18 protein-coding genes are annotated in these 17,497 nt (G+C 33.3%); 4 read left to right on the top strand and 14 right to left on the bottom strand.

Annotation, left to right across the window (positions count from 1 at the left end; genetic code table 11):
• Positions 1–381: 381 nt before the first annotated feature.
• Both trxA and AT726_RS09345 read right to left on the bottom strand, forming a co-directional pair.
• Positions 382–705, bottom strand: a complete 324-nt coding sequence (gene trxA / locus AT726_RS09350) for a thioredoxin (RefSeq protein WP_068759455.1) — start codon at positions 703–705, stop codon at positions 382–384.
• Positions 706–3,300: a 3'-5' exonuclease gene (locus tag AT726_RS09345; protein ID WP_237297071.1), complete on the bottom strand. Its 2,595-nt coding sequence runs from the start codon at positions 3,298–3,300 to the stop codon at positions 706–708. It abuts the gene before it with no gap.
• Positions 3,301–3,403: 103 nt separating this feature from the next.
• On the opposite strand from AT726_RS09345, the gene AT726_RS09340 reads away from it, so the two are divergent.
• Positions 3,404–3,958 (top strand): metal-dependent hydrolase, encoded by a 555-nt coding sequence (locus tag AT726_RS09340; protein WP_068759453.1) that lies wholly within the window; start codon positions 3,404–3,406, stop codon positions 3,956–3,958.
• 27 nt (positions 3,959–3,985) lie between these two features.
• Here the strand turns inward: AT726_RS09340 and AT726_RS09335 are convergent, their stop codons facing one another.
• Positions 3,986–4,267 (bottom strand): nucleotide pyrophosphohydrolase, encoded by a 282-nt coding sequence (locus tag AT726_RS09335; protein WP_055275647.1) that lies wholly within the window; start codon positions 4,265–4,267, stop codon positions 3,986–3,988.
• 217 nt (positions 4,268–4,484) lie between these two features.
• Between AT726_RS09335 and AT726_RS09330 the strand changes: the two genes are divergently transcribed.
• Positions 4,485–5,111, top strand: coding sequence for a hypothetical protein (locus AT726_RS09330; RefSeq protein ID WP_055306007.1), 627 nt, complete (start codon positions 4,485–4,487; stop codon positions 5,109–5,111).
• Between the two features lie 211 nt (positions 5,112–5,322).
• Here AT726_RS09330 and AT726_RS09325 read toward each other — a convergent pair whose 3' ends face one another.
• Both AT726_RS09325 and AT726_RS09320 read right to left on the bottom strand, forming a co-directional pair.
• The gene (locus AT726_RS09325) at positions 5,323–5,733 is read right to left on the bottom strand and encodes a peptide deformylase (protein WP_055244449.1); all 411 of its coding nucleotides are present in this window, start codon (positions 5,731–5,733) and stop codon (positions 5,323–5,325) included.
• Between the two features lie 18 nt (positions 5,734–5,751).
• Positions 5,752–6,627 (bottom strand): radical SAM/SPASM domain-containing protein, encoded by an 876-nt coding sequence (locus tag AT726_RS09320; protein ID WP_055275634.1) that lies wholly within the window; start codon positions 6,625–6,627, stop codon positions 5,752–5,754.
• Positions 6,628–6,828: 201 nt separating this feature from the next.
• On the opposite strand from AT726_RS09320, the gene AT726_RS09315 reads away from it, so the two are divergent.
• On the top strand, positions 6,829–7,671 hold the full coding sequence (locus tag AT726_RS09315; protein ID WP_055275632.1) for a patatin-like phospholipase family protein: 843 nt from the start codon (positions 6,829–6,831) through the stop codon (positions 7,669–7,671).
• Positions 7,672–7,762: 91 nt separating this feature from the next.
• On the opposite strand, the gene AT726_RS09310 is transcribed toward AT726_RS09315, so the two are convergent.
• From AT726_RS09310 to AT726_RS09285, 6 genes are all read right to left on the bottom strand, one after another.
• Positions 7,763–8,383 carry a hypothetical protein gene (locus AT726_RS09310; protein WP_055244443.1) on the bottom strand — a complete coding sequence of 207 codons (621 nt, stop codon included), beginning with the start codon at positions 8,381–8,383 and terminating at the stop codon, positions 7,763–7,765.
• 244 nt (positions 8,384–8,627) lie between these two features.
• On the bottom strand, positions 8,628–9,335 hold the full coding sequence (locus AT726_RS09305; RefSeq protein WP_055275631.1) for an acyl-[acyl-carrier-protein] thioesterase: 708 nt from the start codon (positions 9,333–9,335) through the stop codon (positions 8,628–8,630).
• 137 nt (positions 9,336–9,472) lie between these two features.
• The gene (locus AT726_RS12865) at positions 9,473–9,619 is read right to left on the bottom strand and encodes a hypothetical protein (RefSeq protein WP_156343953.1); all 147 of its coding nucleotides are present in this window, start codon (positions 9,617–9,619) and stop codon (positions 9,473–9,475) included.
• Between the two features lie 202 nt (positions 9,620–9,821).
• The gene (gene aroQ, locus AT726_RS09300; protein ID WP_055244439.1) at positions 9,822–10,271 is read right to left on the bottom strand and encodes a type II 3-dehydroquinate dehydratase; all 450 of its coding nucleotides are present in this window, start codon (positions 10,269–10,271) and stop codon (positions 9,822–9,824) included.
• A 16-nt stretch (positions 10,272–10,287) separates the two neighbouring features.
• Positions 10,288–11,148, bottom strand: coding sequence for a shikimate dehydrogenase (locus tag AT726_RS09295; RefSeq protein WP_055244715.1), 861 nt, complete (start codon positions 11,146–11,148; stop codon positions 10,288–10,290).
• Positions 11,149–11,580: 432 nt separating this feature from the next.
• Positions 11,581–12,321: a CAP domain-containing protein gene (locus AT726_RS09285; RefSeq protein ID WP_055275629.1), complete on the bottom strand. Its 741-nt coding sequence runs from the start codon at positions 12,319–12,321 to the stop codon at positions 11,581–11,583.
• A gap of 500 nt (positions 12,322–12,821) precedes the next feature.
• Here AT726_RS09285 and AT726_RS09280 point away from each other — a divergent pair, with 500 nt between their 5' ends.
• The gene (locus AT726_RS09280) at positions 12,822–14,171 is read left to right on the top strand and encodes a dicarboxylate/amino acid:cation symporter (protein WP_055244719.1); all 1,350 of its coding nucleotides are present in this window, start codon (positions 12,822–12,824) and stop codon (positions 14,169–14,171) included.
• A gap of 348 nt (positions 14,172–14,519) precedes the next feature.
• Here the strand turns inward: AT726_RS09280 and AT726_RS09275 are convergent, their stop codons facing one another.
• The 3 genes from AT726_RS09275 to AT726_RS09265 form a co-directional block, all read right to left on the bottom strand.
• Positions 14,520–15,008: an HD domain-containing protein gene (locus AT726_RS09275; RefSeq protein WP_237297070.1), complete on the bottom strand. Its 489-nt coding sequence runs from the start codon at positions 15,006–15,008 to the stop codon at positions 14,520–14,522.
• Positions 15,009–15,116: 108 nt separating this feature from the next.
• Complete coding sequence (gene rbr, locus AT726_RS09270) at positions 15,117–15,683, bottom strand: rubrerythrin (protein WP_055275627.1); 567 nt, start codon at positions 15,681–15,683, stop codon at positions 15,117–15,119.
• A gap of 410 nt (positions 15,684–16,093) precedes the next feature.
• On the bottom strand, positions 16,094–17,401 hold the full coding sequence (locus AT726_RS09265; protein ID WP_068759451.1) for a sugar ABC transporter substrate-binding protein: 1,308 nt from the start codon (positions 17,399–17,401) through the stop codon (positions 16,094–16,096).
• Between the last annotated feature and the right edge of the window lie 96 nt (positions 17,402–17,497).

Genomic DNA, 17,497 nt, shown 5'->3' with positions numbered 1-17,497 from the left:
ATAGAACTATACTTCACTTATCATACACTAATAGACACATAGAATCTAGCCGTACCAGTTAAACTTTACTTCTATCATTCTGATTTTTCCTCACCCTAACTTACCTTTTAGTTTAGTAATTTTAATGTTTAATATGTAATTTATGTATTTTTTGTTGCACTATTATACAATACTTTTTAATATTAAATCTCGAAATTATAAAAACTCTTTCTCATATCAGGTTACTCCCCCTAAACCATGACATAAAAAATTTTATGGTAAAGTTTAGGGTCATCTATAGAAAATATCTATATCTAAGTTTTCTTAACTATTAAAAGGCTATGTTCATATAACTTGAATATAGCCTTTTAATTTAAATTTTCTACTGATTAATATCAATGGTTATTGAAGATGATAATCTAACCATCCTTTTAGTTCGTTTAATGGATGAAATCCTTTTGCTGATTCAATCGGTTTTCCATCCTTAAACAACATTAATGTTGGCACCGTCATGACTTGATATTCATGCGCTAAAACAGGAACTTCATCCACATTCACTTTAACAAATTGAACGTCATTTTGATAAGTATCTGATAATTCTTCAAAGATAGGCGCTAACATTTTACATGGCCCACACCATGTGGCATAAAAATCCACTAAAGTTAAGCCTTGTTTTGTTAACTGTGGGAGCTGTGCATTATATTCTACTTCAAAAATTTTATTCATTTAATCACCTATTTGTGTGTATAAGAAATCAATAAACCGACTTCTTTCCTTTTCTTTTTTAGAATAACTATAATCCTTAAGATGACGCGTTAATAAAAGGGTTTGTTTCGCACGGGTCATGGCAACATAAAAAAGACGACATTCCTCTTCTTGGTTTGTACCATTAAAATCAAGCGGGAACATCCCTTGATTTAAAAATGGAATAATCACATGATCAAATTCCAATCCCTTCGATTGATGTACTGTAATCACCGCTAATTTATTTTGGTCTTTCATAACTCGATCCAGTTCACTAGCCGATAACGAAGTTTGGGCTAAAATTCGTGTCCATAACTCCCACATTGGAAGATGAGGACAATCGGTTAAATGTTGCTCCTCAATTTCTCTTAAGCAAGCTAATAGTTCATGATGCTTCATTTGTTCCACTTCATCTTCAACCCATGGGGCTGTCTCCCAGATTTTAAACTCATCAATTAATTTTAATAAAAACTGTGAAGGAAGTTCTTGATTAATCCAAGCATTTATTTGTTCCAACTGATTAACGATAGGAATTAATGATGCCTGATAATAACTCATGACCTTCTTACGCTGTTCATGACATTGCATTAAGCGTTCCATACTTTTAACTAACACATCTTTTGTGGCCAAAATATCATCCATCGCATTATGCGTTGGTTCGTGTTCCACACCAATAAAATCACTCACCGTATCTAGCTTATGGTTTTTGAGATTAGGATATAATCGCCTCACAATATCTAGCGTATCACAATAACCTACGATTGTGTCAAATGATAAACCAACTCGATTCATATGTGAACGAACAATCTTCAAGTCATACTGAACATTATGACCAATTAAAAGAGCACCATCAATAAACTGTAAAAACTCTTGAAAAACATCAGAAGCTGATTGTCCATGCGTTTCTAAAAACTCATCACTAAATCCATGAACTAACGCAGAATCTCCAACCAAATTCGACGGCTTAATAAAACGTTCAAAAGATTGAACAACTATTCCTTCTTTTAGCTCAATAGCAGCGATTTGAATGACTTCATCTTTAGTGACATCAAGCCCAGTTGATTCCACATCAAAAATGATAATTCGTCCTTTTTCATAATGTTGCTTCAATAAGCCGTAAGGTTCCTCATAATCATAAGCTTGTTTTGAAAATAAGTCGACAAGGCGCATATCGTATTGTTTATAACGTTTTAAATATTGAGGCTGAATCATTTGTATTAAATCAACCGACTTAAATAACAAAGGAATAAATCTTTGAAGAGAGACTTCGTCCGATGGATTCAAATAAAATCGAACGATAGCAAGTAAATCTTTAATACTTTTGCGTTTAAATAAAGATAATTGATCAACTAGATAACACGGAATTCCATCTGCTTTTAAAAAGTTAGCAACTTCACTATTTTGACGATTACTTCGTGTTAAGATAACTGTTTTCGCAAGATCTTCCTGTCGATGATGTTTTAAGTGATCAATAATAAAATTCATTTCTTCTTGTTTCGTTCCCGCTTCATAAAAGACAGGACGAGTCCCCAGTACGTCACTGGCTGCTTCAATTAACTTTGGTGATAAACTAGGATTAATTAAGCGTGCACGCTTTCCATTCTCTAAATAATTCGCACTCATTTGAACGAGACGTTTTGTCGCTCGATAATTTAATGATAATTCTAAACAGATTGGATTAAAATCTTCCATAATTTTGGCACGAATTAAAACAGGATTTGAATCTCTCCATTCATAAATCGTCTGATTAAAATCACCAAAGGCACTGAAGTTTGAATGTAAAGCTAACTTTTGAATTAACTCATACTCTACGATACTTGTATCTTGCACCTCATCAACCACGATGACTTGAAACTTAGATTGCCACCTCTTCAAAATTTCCTCTTGAGCTAAACAATCCGTAGCATAGAGTAATAAATCATTAAAGTCTAGCAGGTGATGCTCTTTCAAATGGCGTTGATACTCTTCATAAAGCCACCAACCATAATTCGATAAATAAGCTAATGTTTCACTCCCCTGATTAGAGTTTTTCAAGGTGTAATAAAGTCGTAAGGCTGATTCTGATTGGTGAAAGGCATTAATTAAGTCTTGGTCCACCTCACCACGTCCAATTTGATAAAGTTTGAGGGCTTGGATGTATTCGTAGGCTTTATCACTTAAAATTCCTACATTTCCAATCAACTGCTTAATCACAAACTTCGCATCTTCTTCATCAATAATCATAAAATCATTAGATAATTTTCCAAGCGATTTTGATTCTTCTTTAATTAATTGATAACAAAGACTATGAAACGTCTTTACGCAGACTTCTTTCCCATCCGCTCCAATTGTTTTCATGACGCGATTTTTAAGTTCATGACAGGCCTTATTCGTAAAAGTTAAACACAATATTTGATTCGGACTCATGCCTGACTGAATAAAATGAGCTGTTCGTAAGGAGATGACATTGGTTTTTCCAGTTCCAGCAGGTGCCATAACTAAAAGAGGCTGATTTAAATTTTCTACTACCGCTCGTTGAGCCTCATTCAATTTCTGTAACTCTTCCTTTAACCCCATTTCAGACCCACTCCTTTCCATAATTTTACTGATAAAATCCAAACAAATATTCGATAGTTTAGGGTATAATATTGGAATATAAGACACTTTTCGACATCTATAGAATCATAGGAGGACTTTAATCATGACAGCCGCTACTCACCAACGCGGAGGCTTACTTTGTGGACTAATCACTCATCAATTATTTATCGCACCGATTTATGCCGAAGCTAATACCTTTTCTAAACTTTTCATTATTACCCTCTATTGTGTAGCTACAACTGTCGGTTCTTTACTGCCTGATATTGATATGAAAAGTTCACAAATGGGAAAACTTCTTCCCTTTATTTCAAAATTTATCTCAGCTCATTTTAAACATCGCACGCTAACTCATAGTCTTCTATCCATTGCTTTTTTCTTTATTCTTATGTCGTTTGCACCACTGCTCAATATTGGTCAAGATTTTTACATCATTCTAACTTGTGGGTTAATGGTCGGTCATATTTCTCATATTGTACTCGATTTATTTACGCATCAAGGCGTGTGTCTCTTTTATCCTTGTAAAATAAAAATTAAACTGGCGAACTTTAAAACAGGAGCTAAAGGTGAACGATTTGTTAATTCTGCCCTTTTAGTCAGTATGGTCCTTTATTTTTTATACGAAACTTATACCGTGATGGTTTATGCCTTTCATCCGTGATAAAAGCCGTTCATTTGAAACGGCTTTTTATTTTTGAACGGGATATTTAACTGCGTTCTTTTCTAATTTTTCAAAAATAATCTGCTTCGCATCAACACCTAACACATCTACCATTTGTAAACAATAAATTAAAACATCCGCCAATTCTTCATTAACATGAATCGGATCAAACTCATGGTTCCATTGAAAACATTCAAGTAATTCTGCCGCTTCAATCGAAATTGACTTCGCTAAATTTTCAGGTGTATGGTATGGTTTCCAACCACGTTCATCTCGAAACTCTAAAATTTTTTTCATTGTTTCCTTCATTAATTCACTTCCATTTCTATATATATAAGTTAACAGATTGACTTATGCTAAACAAAGGTCATCTCTAATCATTCGATGTAAAAAATAACTACTGCTTAACACTATGATGTTTTATTTTATCATACCTATAGAACTTGGATAGATATCCTTTTCAATATTTTATAAAAAACATAAGATATCATGATTTAAATTTAATCCTTACTCAACGGTGATACCTATGAATAAAAACAACGTTCCATTAAACAAACTACTAAAACACGAATGGAAAGAACTTGATATCGCTTGTAAGACGGTCTTAATTATTGGTGTTTTTCTCTTAGTTCAATTAATTTGCGCGATATTTGTGCCAGCTTTCCATTCGCAACCTACTATTAATGCGATTTTTCAAACGAGCCTTTCAAGTATATTCGGGTATATTTTAGGAATGAATATTCCACACCAAAACAATAACTCTAACGGACAAAAAAAAGATTCAAATACTGAAACACCTGAATCAAATCCTGAAACATCAGTCCAAAATATAACTCGTGAAATATTCAATCAAGACATGGAACCTCAAATAAAAAATCAAGAGATAGACAATGACAGTCTTCTTACAAGGGGAGTGACCGAACCTGATTTAGAAACGGAAAAAGACCCTGTCTTACAAACTGAAGTTCCACTTTTGAAAGGAACGAGTATTCGAGTACTATTTGCGGCAGGCGTTTGCCTTATCTGTCTCATCACATTAATGGTTATTGCTTTAACCAAGCAGAATAATTATAGTGATGGCATTACTCAAGTTGATCATTTAATTTCAACAACCATCGGCTTTTTAATTTCAAATACTAGTCATAATCACTAAGCTCTCACTTTTTAGAGAGCTTTTTATTTAATGGTACTACGACTTATTGACTGAATAAACACATATTCTTTCTCATTTTAGTCCCCATCATAATAATCTATACCTAGCTATTAAAAAAGAGCTAATCAAATTTTACTCTAATTAGCTTTAAACTATTCTATCCTACCACACTTCTTTTATCATTAACTCACATCATACACTATATTCTTTCCTAAATAATAATCCCATTACAGTGATCAATTTCATGTTGAATAATTTGAGCGACAAATCCTGTAAATGTTCCTTTTTGTTTTTTGAAGTCTTTATCTAAGTATTCGACAACGATACTTTCATATCGTGTTGTTTGTCTAACACCTGTTAAAGATAAACAGCTTTCCTCAGTCACATAACTTTTTTCTTTTTTCACGATTATTGGATTAATCATCGGAACAATTATTTCTCCTATCGCAAAGACGATAATGCGTTTTTTCACTCCAATCATGTTAGCTGCCATTCCTACGCAACCATCAAGATTGGCTCTTAATGTATCGATTAAATCTTCAACGACTGGTAAATCTGCTTTTGTAGCTGGTACTGATTTTTGCGCTAAAAAGACTTCATCCTTCATAATGGGTCTAATCATCTTTATTCCAACACTCCTTTAATATCTTTTGGCATAGCCACAACGTTTACAAAGCTCTTCAACAGCACAACGGCGTGAGAATCCGTCATACATATTTTTAGCACGCTCACTTTCTAAAACTTCATTTAATGGTGTTTCATGAACATTTCCTAGTGGAATTTTTCCTTCACTGTCTAAACAGCAAGGTACGACTGTTCCATCGGCTTGAATCGCAATATGATCGCGCAACCCATAACAGAACATTTTCTCACTAATCACGTCACGCTCAAGTGTTGGCCATTCAAACTTTTCGGCCATATTAATAAACACCCGATCTTTAATCTTAATATTATGCGTTTCTTGTAATTTCTCACTTAAATTAACATCTAATTTAAAAGACTTTTCAATTAACGTTAAAATCTCTTGATTCAATGAATTTTTCGCCTTTAATTCTTCTGCATCCATATTCCATAAACGAAGATTACAATATATAGGCTTCACCGCTTGAATCCGGTCAATAAAATCAGCAATACTTAATAAATAATCTTCGAGTGTTCCATTTTGTTCATTCGCTTCAAATGAATGAATTGAGAAATTAATTTGTCTGAGGGCGGGTGCTTGAATTAAAATATCTTCAACCTTCTTAATCAATGTCCCATTCGTTGTTAAATTAACCTGCATTCCTGCTTCATGACTCAGTTCTAAAAAGCGTCCAATACGTGGATTTAAAAACGGCTCTCCTAATAAGTGAAAATATAAATAATTCGTATACGGCTTCACTTCATTTAATATATGTATAAAATCTGACTCTGTCATCACACGCCCCTTTCGACCAAGTGTCGCACTCGGACAGAAGTCACACTTTAAATTGCAACGATTTGTAATTTCAATATAAATCTTCTTAAATCGAGGCATGTCTAAAACCTCCCACTTTATCCAATAATACATTGTAAACACAGGTAATTTTTCACCTAAAAATTATTTTAGCATAAATGTTCGTTTAACGACAAAGCGAAGTGTCTAGAAAGTGAAAAACCATCGACAAAATTCGTCATTTTTTTAAAATTAAGTTCGTTAGAATACAAATACTAACATAATCATTAAAGGAGTGTTCACATGAAAGTAGGAATCGTTTTAGAAGGTGGCGGTATGCGCGGATTGTATACGAGTGGTGTCTTAGATTATTTATTAGATCAAGATATTATGGCTGATTACGTGATCGGTGTTTCTGCGGGAGCTTGTAATGGGGTTTCCTATGTTTCCAAACAGAGAGGACGTAACTTTCGTGTCAATACAGGTTATTTAAATGATAAACGTTATCTAAGCTTAAATAATTTTATTAAAACAAAATCTTTATTTGGAATGGATTTTATTTTTAATCAGATTCCTCATCAACTTGATTTATTTGATTATGATACCTTTTTGGCTTCTTCGTGTGAATTCAAGGTAGGGGTCACGGATGCCTTAACTGGTCAACCCGTTTATTTCGATAAAACTCATTTAAATTATGATTCAACGATTATTAAAGCGTCTTCTTCTATTCCCGTCTTTTCACCTATTGTACCTTACCAAGAGGGAGAATATTTAGATGGTGGAACATCAGACTCTATTCCTGTCAAACAGGCGTTAAAAGACGGGTGTGATCATGTCATTGTTGTGCTAACTCGAGATCGTAGTTTTATTAAAGAACCAGAAAGCTTCCGATTTATCTATTCAAGAGCTTTAAAAAAATATCCTAATATGATTAAGACACTTGATAACCGCCACCTCATGTATAACGAAACCCTTGAATTCATTAAACAACTTGAACAAGAAGGAAAAGCAACCGTCATTGCACCTTCTCATCCGATAAAAATCAGTCGTTTTGAAAAAGACATTAATAAATTAAAAGAATTATATGAACTTGGTTATCAGGATGCGGCTACTCAAATCAATAAAATAAAAAAACTAAAGGATTGATGTCATCTCACTTCAATCCTTTTCTTATTGACTCTTGATCCAGATTAAGCACTCAGTAGACATATTTTTAAAAAAAGCACCACTTATGATTTCATAAGAGGTGCCCATATCTATTTAAAATAAAATCTTTACTAATTCCATGTTCAAGTGCATACGTATAGGCTTCGACTTTCGTATCAAATGAAATAATATGTAAAACATTCATTGGGTAATAGGCTTGCTTATACTCTTTATCAAATACATCTACTACTTTTAAAATAATAAACGTGCGTGTCATCGCCTCATCTAAATCATCATAATCAATCGCATCAAAATCCATGAAGTTAATTAATTCTTCAATAAGCTTAGCCATATTGACATTAATTTGTTGAGCTTCAATTCGTACATTTGAGGTTTCCATCATGTCAACTAACTCATCCATATTTCGTTGGATTTCTTTAATGACAGCTGAAATAGATACGGCTTGCAAAATAGTTGTTGGATAAGTTAATTGTGAGACTAAACTTTCTAAAATTCCGAAATTATTATCAAATCGTTTATATAATGCTAAGAAATCATAATATTCTTGACGAGTTAAAATACAATTGGCGATTTTTATAAAATCATTCACTTTACTTTCGCAAAGCTCACAATAATCAAGCATATCATTGGCTGCCTGAATGATTGAGGTTGCTCGTTCATCGCTCATGAATCCATCTTCTACGACTGTCATCCTCTCATCCCCCCACATCTATTCCATTGTTCTCCTTCACTTCTCACTGAACATAAAAATCTACAAATAGATCTTATTAATATAATGTATGAGCCTAAATTAAAAAAATGACACATTATAACAAAAAAAGAACCATTCATTCACGGTTCTTTAACAAAACAGATATATAACTTACATAAAATTCATCAAAGTGACAGGCTTAAAACCTCCTAAACACAAATCAGTGATAAAAGGAGTAAAATTTTTATTCAACCTGAAACGCAACAATGGCATAAGGATTCAATTCTTGATCACATAAGGTGACATAATAAATATCCTCTTGCCTTGCAATAGTTGGGACTAAACAATCTCCTAACTTCGCTGCCTTTTTATACTCGACTCGAACTTGCTTAACCTGAATTTGTGCAGGTAAGTATTCCGAAGCAATTGCCACATATTGACTATTATTCATATGGCCATTTGTATCGATTTGAAATTGACTAACACGAATCGCATCCATATATTTCTCAGCCTTAGGTGCTTTGATTTTTCGTGGTAAATAGGTCATCTCCCACTTCGGTTCAATTGGATATTTTTCAATTTCATCTATCGTTAATTTAACAAAAGATCCGGTTTTTACACTTAAGAAGCACCCACACACATTAGCATACGCTAAAACTTCATCATTTGCACCAAACAGAACATAATTACGATAGCCAAACATCCCTCTACAATCATAGATTAACGTTCCAACTTTAATCTCTTCACCAAGTCTAGGTAACCGATTGATTTCGATTTGCCACGATAATATATAAAAAGCTAAGTCTTGTTGCATAAAATAATCTGTGCCAAGCCCAATATCCTCTAATTGAAAAGTACTACAATCTTGAAAGTAATTAATTAAATGATGCAGTGTTAACCGTCCATCTTCACCTATTTCACTAAATCGAATACGTCCTCGTGTTTGATACAACGAAATCACCCCTTTTATTTAATATTATAAACTAAAAATCCTATATTAACCAAATAAAAAGGCCTTATCATTTTCCCGATAAGGCTATTTCTTTTCATTCAACTCAATCTTATGGTTAATCTTTTAAAAAATACTACTCAATAAATCAAACTCCACGGCTCACGTTGATGAGATTCTTGCGATTGTGGTGGTTGACTTCCCGTTTGATCCTCTTTTGCTGAACATGAAAAAAGGTATCCACATAAAACCACCATCGTCATGATTAACATCCATCGTCTTTTCATCCCGGGCACTTCCTTTATAAAGAATATTCATTAAAATTTAACAATCTACTAAATTATATGCCATTTCCCCTCAAACTATTATAAAAGAACTTATTTTTATTATCTCATCTTCAACTAAAAAATAACTGACTGTTTTGTTACCATGAAAAAAAACTTCCTAAGAAAAGTTAGAAAATCTTTTTATGACTCAAATTCACTTCAATTAAGCCTTTTGTTTTGCTTTATAATCTTCTAACGCTTGAATGGCTAGAATATATCCAAACTCACCAAATCCGCATAATTGTCCAATACAGGCTGAAGCTGTCACTGATTTATGACGGAATTCCTCACGGGCATGAACATTTGAAAGATGGACTTCAACCGTTGGAATCGTGACGACTGATTTAATTGCATCATGAATGGCATAGCTGTAATGAGTATATGCTCCTGGATTGATAATAATCCCATCATAGTTTTCAAAGTATGCTTTTTGGAACCAATCAATCATTTGTCCTTCATAGTTACTTTGAAGAACCTCAATTTCATGTCCACGTTTTGTTCCTTCTTCCTTGATATAGGCTACGATATCTCCATAGCTACGATTTCCATAGATACCTTGCTCACGAATTCCAACCATATTTAAATTTGGACCATTTAAGACTAAGATTTTCATCAATACCTCTCCTATCTTATTTAAGATCTAAAACATCTTTAATATAATCAATCGGCATCTCCTCACCTGTCCATAACTTAAAGGCTTCTGCTCCTTGATAAATAATCATCCCAACTCCATTCATAACCTTGCATCCCGCTTCTTCCGCCTGTTGTAGCAACTTCGTCTTTCTTGGATTATAAATAATGTCACAGACGATTAAGCCAGGATGCAAAACACTAGAATCGCTAATAAAAGACAGGCCTTCTAATTCAGCCATCCCAATACTCGTGGCATTAATAAGAAGATAGCTATCTGCTAACTGTTCTTTTAATGCTAATTCATCATTTAAGTGATAAAAGGTTGCTTTACAATTTGTATGTTTGTTAATTAAGTCAACGACTTGTTGTCCTCTCTCAGCTGAACGGTTAAAAATAGAGAGTTCCGATACTCCATCTAGCGCTGCTTGAATTTGAATCGCTTTTCCAGCTCCACCACAACCAATCACCGTTACTTTTTTCCCTCGAATATCATAACCTTCATCTTGTAGTGAACGAATTAATCCACTTCCATCCGTCATATGTCCAACCAATTTACCATTTTCATTCACAACTGTATTGACTGCTTGACATAATTTGGCCGCAGGCGATAATTCATCTAAATACTCAATGATTGCTGTTTTATATGGCATGGATACATTAAACCCTCTAGCTCCCATTGCCTTTAAACCTTTCACACTATCCTCTAATTGTGACTGTTCAATATCAAATGCTAAATAAGCATAATCCAGCCCTAATTTAGAAAAAGCTGCATTATGCATTTTAGGTGAAATACTATGACGAATAGGTGTTGCAATTATCCCTATTAACTGAGTTGTTCCACTAATACGTGCCTCCATGGCCATCCTCCTTTTTATACTATTATTAACGTTCATATTTCTTCATCAACTACTCTTTTATTATAGAAAAAAATGTTAAAGAAATAAATAATTTTAATAATCGATAGTTTTACTAATAAAAAGGTACTCCTAATCAATACCAACAGGTTCAGTTTTAGGGTTGAAAAAGTAAATTTACATCACTTTTTTCTATAAAAAATGTCATTATTTTCACTGAATAAAATAAACAATCATAAATTTATAACGGAGTTTCGACTCTTTCAAAAGCTATTGTAAAACTTAATATATTTTTCAAAGATAATCCTAATAATCATTGATACAACAAAAAAACTGCGACTATAAAATAGTCGCAGTTTTTTTATGTAATTAGTCATGTCATTTTGAAAATTCCACTCCAAAACCGAAAGACATGTAATTTCTTTAAAAATATAATTAACGATAAAACTCTTGAGTGGCATAAACTTTATCTCCACATCGATAAACACCAATTCCAATACTAGAAAAATTAGTAGATAAAATATTAGCTCGATGTCCACTCGAATTCATCCAATTAGACATAAATTGTTGTGCTAACGCCTCTAGACTTTCATTCATATCGCGACCAATATAGGCAATATTTTCACCCCATGCTTGATAAATAACTCCATCCTGTTGCATGAAGGCACTCATTAAATCGCCTTCAGGATTTTCATGAGCAAAATAATTTCGATCACCCATATCTTGTGATTTTGTTCGAGCATATTGACTCATCATCTGATTGTTCTCAAGAGGTGATAATCCAACTTTTTCACGTTCTTGATTGACCTTTTCAAAAATCAGCTGCTCAACATACGGCATAAATCCATCAACGGATTCTGCTACTGTTCCACCTGTTGGCTCTGTTGTTAATGGCTGTAATAAAGATTTTTCTTCAAACTTCTCTTCTTTTGCCATAAATACATCATCTGTTTTAGTTTCATTTGATAGTAAGAAAGGCTGTTCTTCTTGCTTTACAGGTTGTTTTATTTCCATAGATGATATCGTACCTTTTTCTTTAAACTGTGGCAGTCGTAATGAAGATACCATCGCTATTTCATTCGGATTTTCTGCTTCTATTTTGTGACTTGTAATCGTCATTGTTGCTCCTAAAGCAACAAGAACAAAAGTCATAATCGCAACAAGTTTCTTATTCATAAGTATCTCTCCTATTTGTTGAGTATGTCTTACGGTAACTCCTGCGTTCACCTTTATTGTAACACAATCTCATCTCAGAGTATCTAGTGACTTATTGTCTATTTTATCAAATGATAGTATGCTCTAACATTTGTATACAGGTCTACCAAAATAAGATAACTAAGAAAAAATATGAATTAAATCGACGAGTTACGACTTTTTTATACTATTATTTCAAAAAAAGCTTGACTCTACGACTAGAAATCAGTATATTTATTTTCAAGTAGGAACCCTTTAAGATTACTCACGAGAAGTAATTAAGGAAAAATATAGTCGTTATTTTATACTAAATGATAGTATTGGTCTATCTTTTAGTTATATTGCTGTATTCATTTATGCCTTAAGTTCGTGATATCTAATGGAACTTAAGGCTTTTTTTATTCATCTTATAGACAATAACCCTGTTTAATCTAATAAGATGATTGGGTCCTAACATCTATAATAGAGGAGAGACTTATTCAATGACTAAAAAACAAAATAAAAATCGTTTAGCCATTCATATGGCCATTGCCCTTGTCTGTGGTTTAGTAACAGGATCATTATTCTTAATGTTACGTGAAAACTTATTAGCGGGAGGAAATGCTGATCTTTGGGCCACTATCAATAAAATCTTATTCCAAGATATTAGTGTTGAAGGTGCAACAGATGCTGTTGGAATCTTCTATATCCTAGGTCAATTATTCTTAAATTCAATGCAATTAGTTATTGTACCTATGGTATTTACATCAATTGCATTAGCAATGTGCCGTATCTCTGATACAAAAACATTAGGACGCTTATCATACAAAACAATCACTGGATTTTTAACTACTTCATTTTTCGCTCTAATTTTAGCAGGTGTCGTTGGATTATTCGCAAATAAACTTGGAGTATTTAACGTTAGTATTGATAATATTACAACTCAAACTGGAACAACCGGATCAAATCCATTATTAATCCTTGTTAAAGCTATCCCTAACAACATCACTTCAGTTTTTGCAACAAACGGAAGCATTTTATCCATCGTCTTCTTAGCAGTCATCACAGGTTTATCAATCAATCATTTAGGCGATCAAATCTCAGTTCTTAAAAAATTATTAGAAGATGTCAATAAAATTATCACCGTCTTCTTAACATTCTTAATTACAAAATTCGGACCATTCGCTATCTTTGTATTATTAACTCGCACCTTTGCCATTTATGGTGTTGAACATTTAAAACCTGCCTTAGCCTATGTCATCACAGTCATTGTTACTTTATTAGTATTCTTAACAGTTGGTTATGCCTTATTCATCTTAATTACAACTCGTTTAAATCCAATGCCATTCGTTAAAAAGATTGGAAAAGTTGCAATGTTTGGGTTCTCAACTTCATCTTCAGCTGCTACATTACCATTAAACACAAAAACAACAACTGAAGAATTAGGAGTAAATGAAGAAGTTGCCTCATTTATCTTACCTCTAGGAATGACAATTAACATGAACGGAACAGCAATCATGCAAGTCATTGCTGCCATCTTCATCGCTTCAAGTGCAGGCTATGACGTAACATTCGGAAGCATTTCATTAATTGCTATCTTAGCATTAATCGCTTCAATTGGAACACCTGCCGCACCAGGTGCCGGAGCTGTTATCTTATTTACAGTCTTATCTGGAATGGGATATCAAAATGATGCAGCACTATTAGCTTACTCGTTAATTTTAGCGATCAACCGCCCAGTAGAAATGTTAGTAACAGCATTAAACGTTGTTGGAGACTCTGCAACAGCTGTTGTGGTTGCTAAATCAGAAAACTGTTTAAATGAAGAAGCATACTTTCAAGAAATAAAATAAGAAATCATTAGACGCCATTATTTGATGGGCGTCTTTTTTCATCTCATCTAAAAAAGCGTAAAACTATATTGTTCTACGCTTTTTATTTAAAGTACACGATTAAATAAATATCATCCTCTACATATGAAGCACCTAATTTCCTCTATCATTCCTGGTGCTCACATATCAAGAAGTTTTCATCTATAAGTGAGCATGCTTGTTCTTAAGTTGAGTGGCTAAAGCATAAATATTTACATACCAAATTTTTGTGAAATTATTTAGTTATTTATTATAAGGATTATTCACCCTAAATGTCTCTATTATAAAGCTGTCAGTCTGAGATAATCCTAAAATTATACTTTTACTACTTCATAAATATAAATAATTTATATAATTAATTCCTGTGCGGGTTTTAAAAATTTTCTCTTTAATTGATTGAATTGCTTCCTTACTCATTTGATCTTCATCAATATTAACTAAAAAATCCGCTTCAACTAAGATTTGAAAATCTAATCCATCAATCTCATGATATGTATGATGATGTGCAATTATGTAGCAAACACGTTCAATAAAAACTTCATCATATCCTAATTGTTCTAGTATTTTTCTTGCAATCCCTGGCCCTTCAATTTCCTGATAACAGCCTGCGCTAGATTGATACTTCTCTTCACTTACCTTGATTCCAATATCATGAAGAACAGCTGTTACTTCTAATATCTCTTGCATTTTTTCATCTAGATTTTCCATTTCCCCAATCGTTTTGGCATAACTATATACCTTAAAAAGATGATTAATTCGGGAAATATCTGGTGTGAAATAGCCAATTGCCTCATCAATTACATATCCAATTTTCTTCACTCTCTCCACCTCTTTCATCCATCAAACATTATACCAAAATATTCCGGTTTATTGGAAATAAATCCAAATATTTGATAAAAAAAACAGATAAGGTATCTTATCTGCTTCTTAATAATTATGACAAGGCAACTCGAAAAATCCTTGCGGATAGCCACAGAATGGACAACGTTCAGGCGCTTCTTTCCCATATACTCGATTCCCACAATTACGACACTCCCAAACGACTGGCTGATCTTTTTTAAATACTCTGTCTTCCTCTATGTTTTTTTCTAATTCTCCATATCTCATTTGATGACTTCTCTCAATTTTAGCAGCTTGTTCGAATAATTTTGCTATGTCATCAAATCCTTCTTCTTTAGCAATCTTTGCATAATCAGGGTACATACTCGTATGTTCATGAGTTTCTCCACTAACAGCATCTTTTAAATTAGCTAATGTATCACCTAAGCCATCATGCAAAATTTTATACCATACTTCTGCATGTTCCTTTTCATTTCCTGCTGTCTTCATAAAGATTTCAGCGATTTGTTCATACCCATCTTCTTTAGCCACATCTGAAAACATTCGATATTTAGTCTGTGCCATCGATTCTCCAGTAAAAGCATCTTTTAAATTTTGTTCTGTCTTACTCCCTTTTAGCTTTGCTTTGGTTTCTTCAGAAATAAATCCATCCATCTTAAAACCTCTTTTCATAAAATCTATACTCTTTATAATCATATGATTTCTTCGTAATATCGACACTTTTTATTTGCCATTATAACCAATCATTTTGTGTTGATATTAGATATATAAATATTCGATATAAAGAGAAAATAGGTAGCTAGACCATCTTTAAGGATACTAACTGAATGAATATACTATATTTTCGACTCGTCATGGTTACACAATTATGGGGGATATTTAAGAGTTAACTGATAGTTGGTGCAGAAATACTTTACAAACTTTTGTCTCGCTTTGAGAAAGAAAGTCTCATTGAAGCATTACCACCAATCAATGAAAAAACATACGAACTCACAGAAGATGACGTAAACTTATAAAAAAAGGCTATCTCAATTTATAATGAGATAACCCTTTTAATGTGTGTGTTATTGTGCTAATTCTAATGCAGCATTATAATCTGCTAATGCTTTTTCTGCTGCTTGTTCTGGAGTTGCTAATCCTTCCCATACTGAACGATACATTGTTTCAACTGGTGTCCAATAGCTTGCCATTTCTGGTAAGATTGGCATTGGTTGAGAGAATTCTGCTTGTGCTAAAATTCCTGAAACATATGGATCTTCTAAAACACCTTCAATAACTGAATTATCTTTTAATGCTGGAATACTTCCTTTTACATCATAAAGAATTTTTAATCCTTCTTCTGATGCTAAGAATTCAAGAACTTGTTTAGATTCAGCTACGTGTTGTGTATAGGCACTAATACAAGCAATGATGTTTCCAGAGAATGTTTCAGGTTGTACACCATTGATAGTTGGAATTGTTGTAACTCCCCATTCAAATCCTGTATTTTGGTTACGAACTTCAGCAATTGACCAAGGTCCAGTAATAATATAAGGAACATTACCTTTAGCAAATTCAACTTCAATTGAATCCCAATTTAAATCGGCATATGGGACAGGTAAAATTTCTTTTAATGATTGATAGAATGTTAATCCTTTCACTACTTCTGGTGTGTTTAAGTTTACTTGTGAAGCATCGTCATGATTTGGTCCATATAGTTCAAATCCTGCAGACGTTAAAAATGGATGCACTGTATATGAGTTACCAGCATCAAAACGGAATAAGAATTTATTTGCTGCGGCATCATTATATTGTTTAGCTTGTTCAATTAACTCTTCAAATGTCGTAGCGACTTCAAATCCGTTTTCCTCTAATAATGTTTTATTATAGAATAATGCAATTGATTCAGTTGCTAGTGGAATACCATAATAATTATCTCCTGATTTAACTGTTCCAACTGATCCTTCTAAAAAGCGCTCTTCAATATTTGCTCCAATCTCAGATCCTAATGGTAATAAAATTTGTGATTGAATAGAATTACTCATTCCATCATGTGGCTGAATAAATAGATCTGCCCCAAATCCAGCTGGACCATCTAACTCAAGCTTTTGACGAGCATCTACAGCCCCAACTTTTTCATAAATAATATCAATGTTAGGCAGTGCTTCTTCGATTGCTGGCTCAATAGCTGCTGCAAAAGCATCATCATCTAACCATAATTTAATTTCAACTTTGTCTCCATTTGCTGTTGATTCTGAGCTTCCTGTTTGTCCACCCTGTTCTCCAGCATCAGATGTTGACGATGGTGTACTTGTATTCCCATCATTTCCACATGCTACAAGACCTGTTAATGATAATGACGCAACTAATCCGATTGATAATAATTTTTTCATTTCTACGCCCCCCATATTTTATTAGCTGTTCACATTAGGTAATATACCACCTAAAGCGCATACATTCAATACATGTAATATACACTGTTAACGGTT

This window comes from Turicibacter sp. H121, assembly GCF_001543345.1.
GTDB lineage: Bacteria > Bacillota_I > Bacilli_A > MOL361 > Turicibacteraceae > Turicibacter > Turicibacter bilis.
This window is presented reverse-complemented; position numbering and strand designations above follow the sequence as displayed.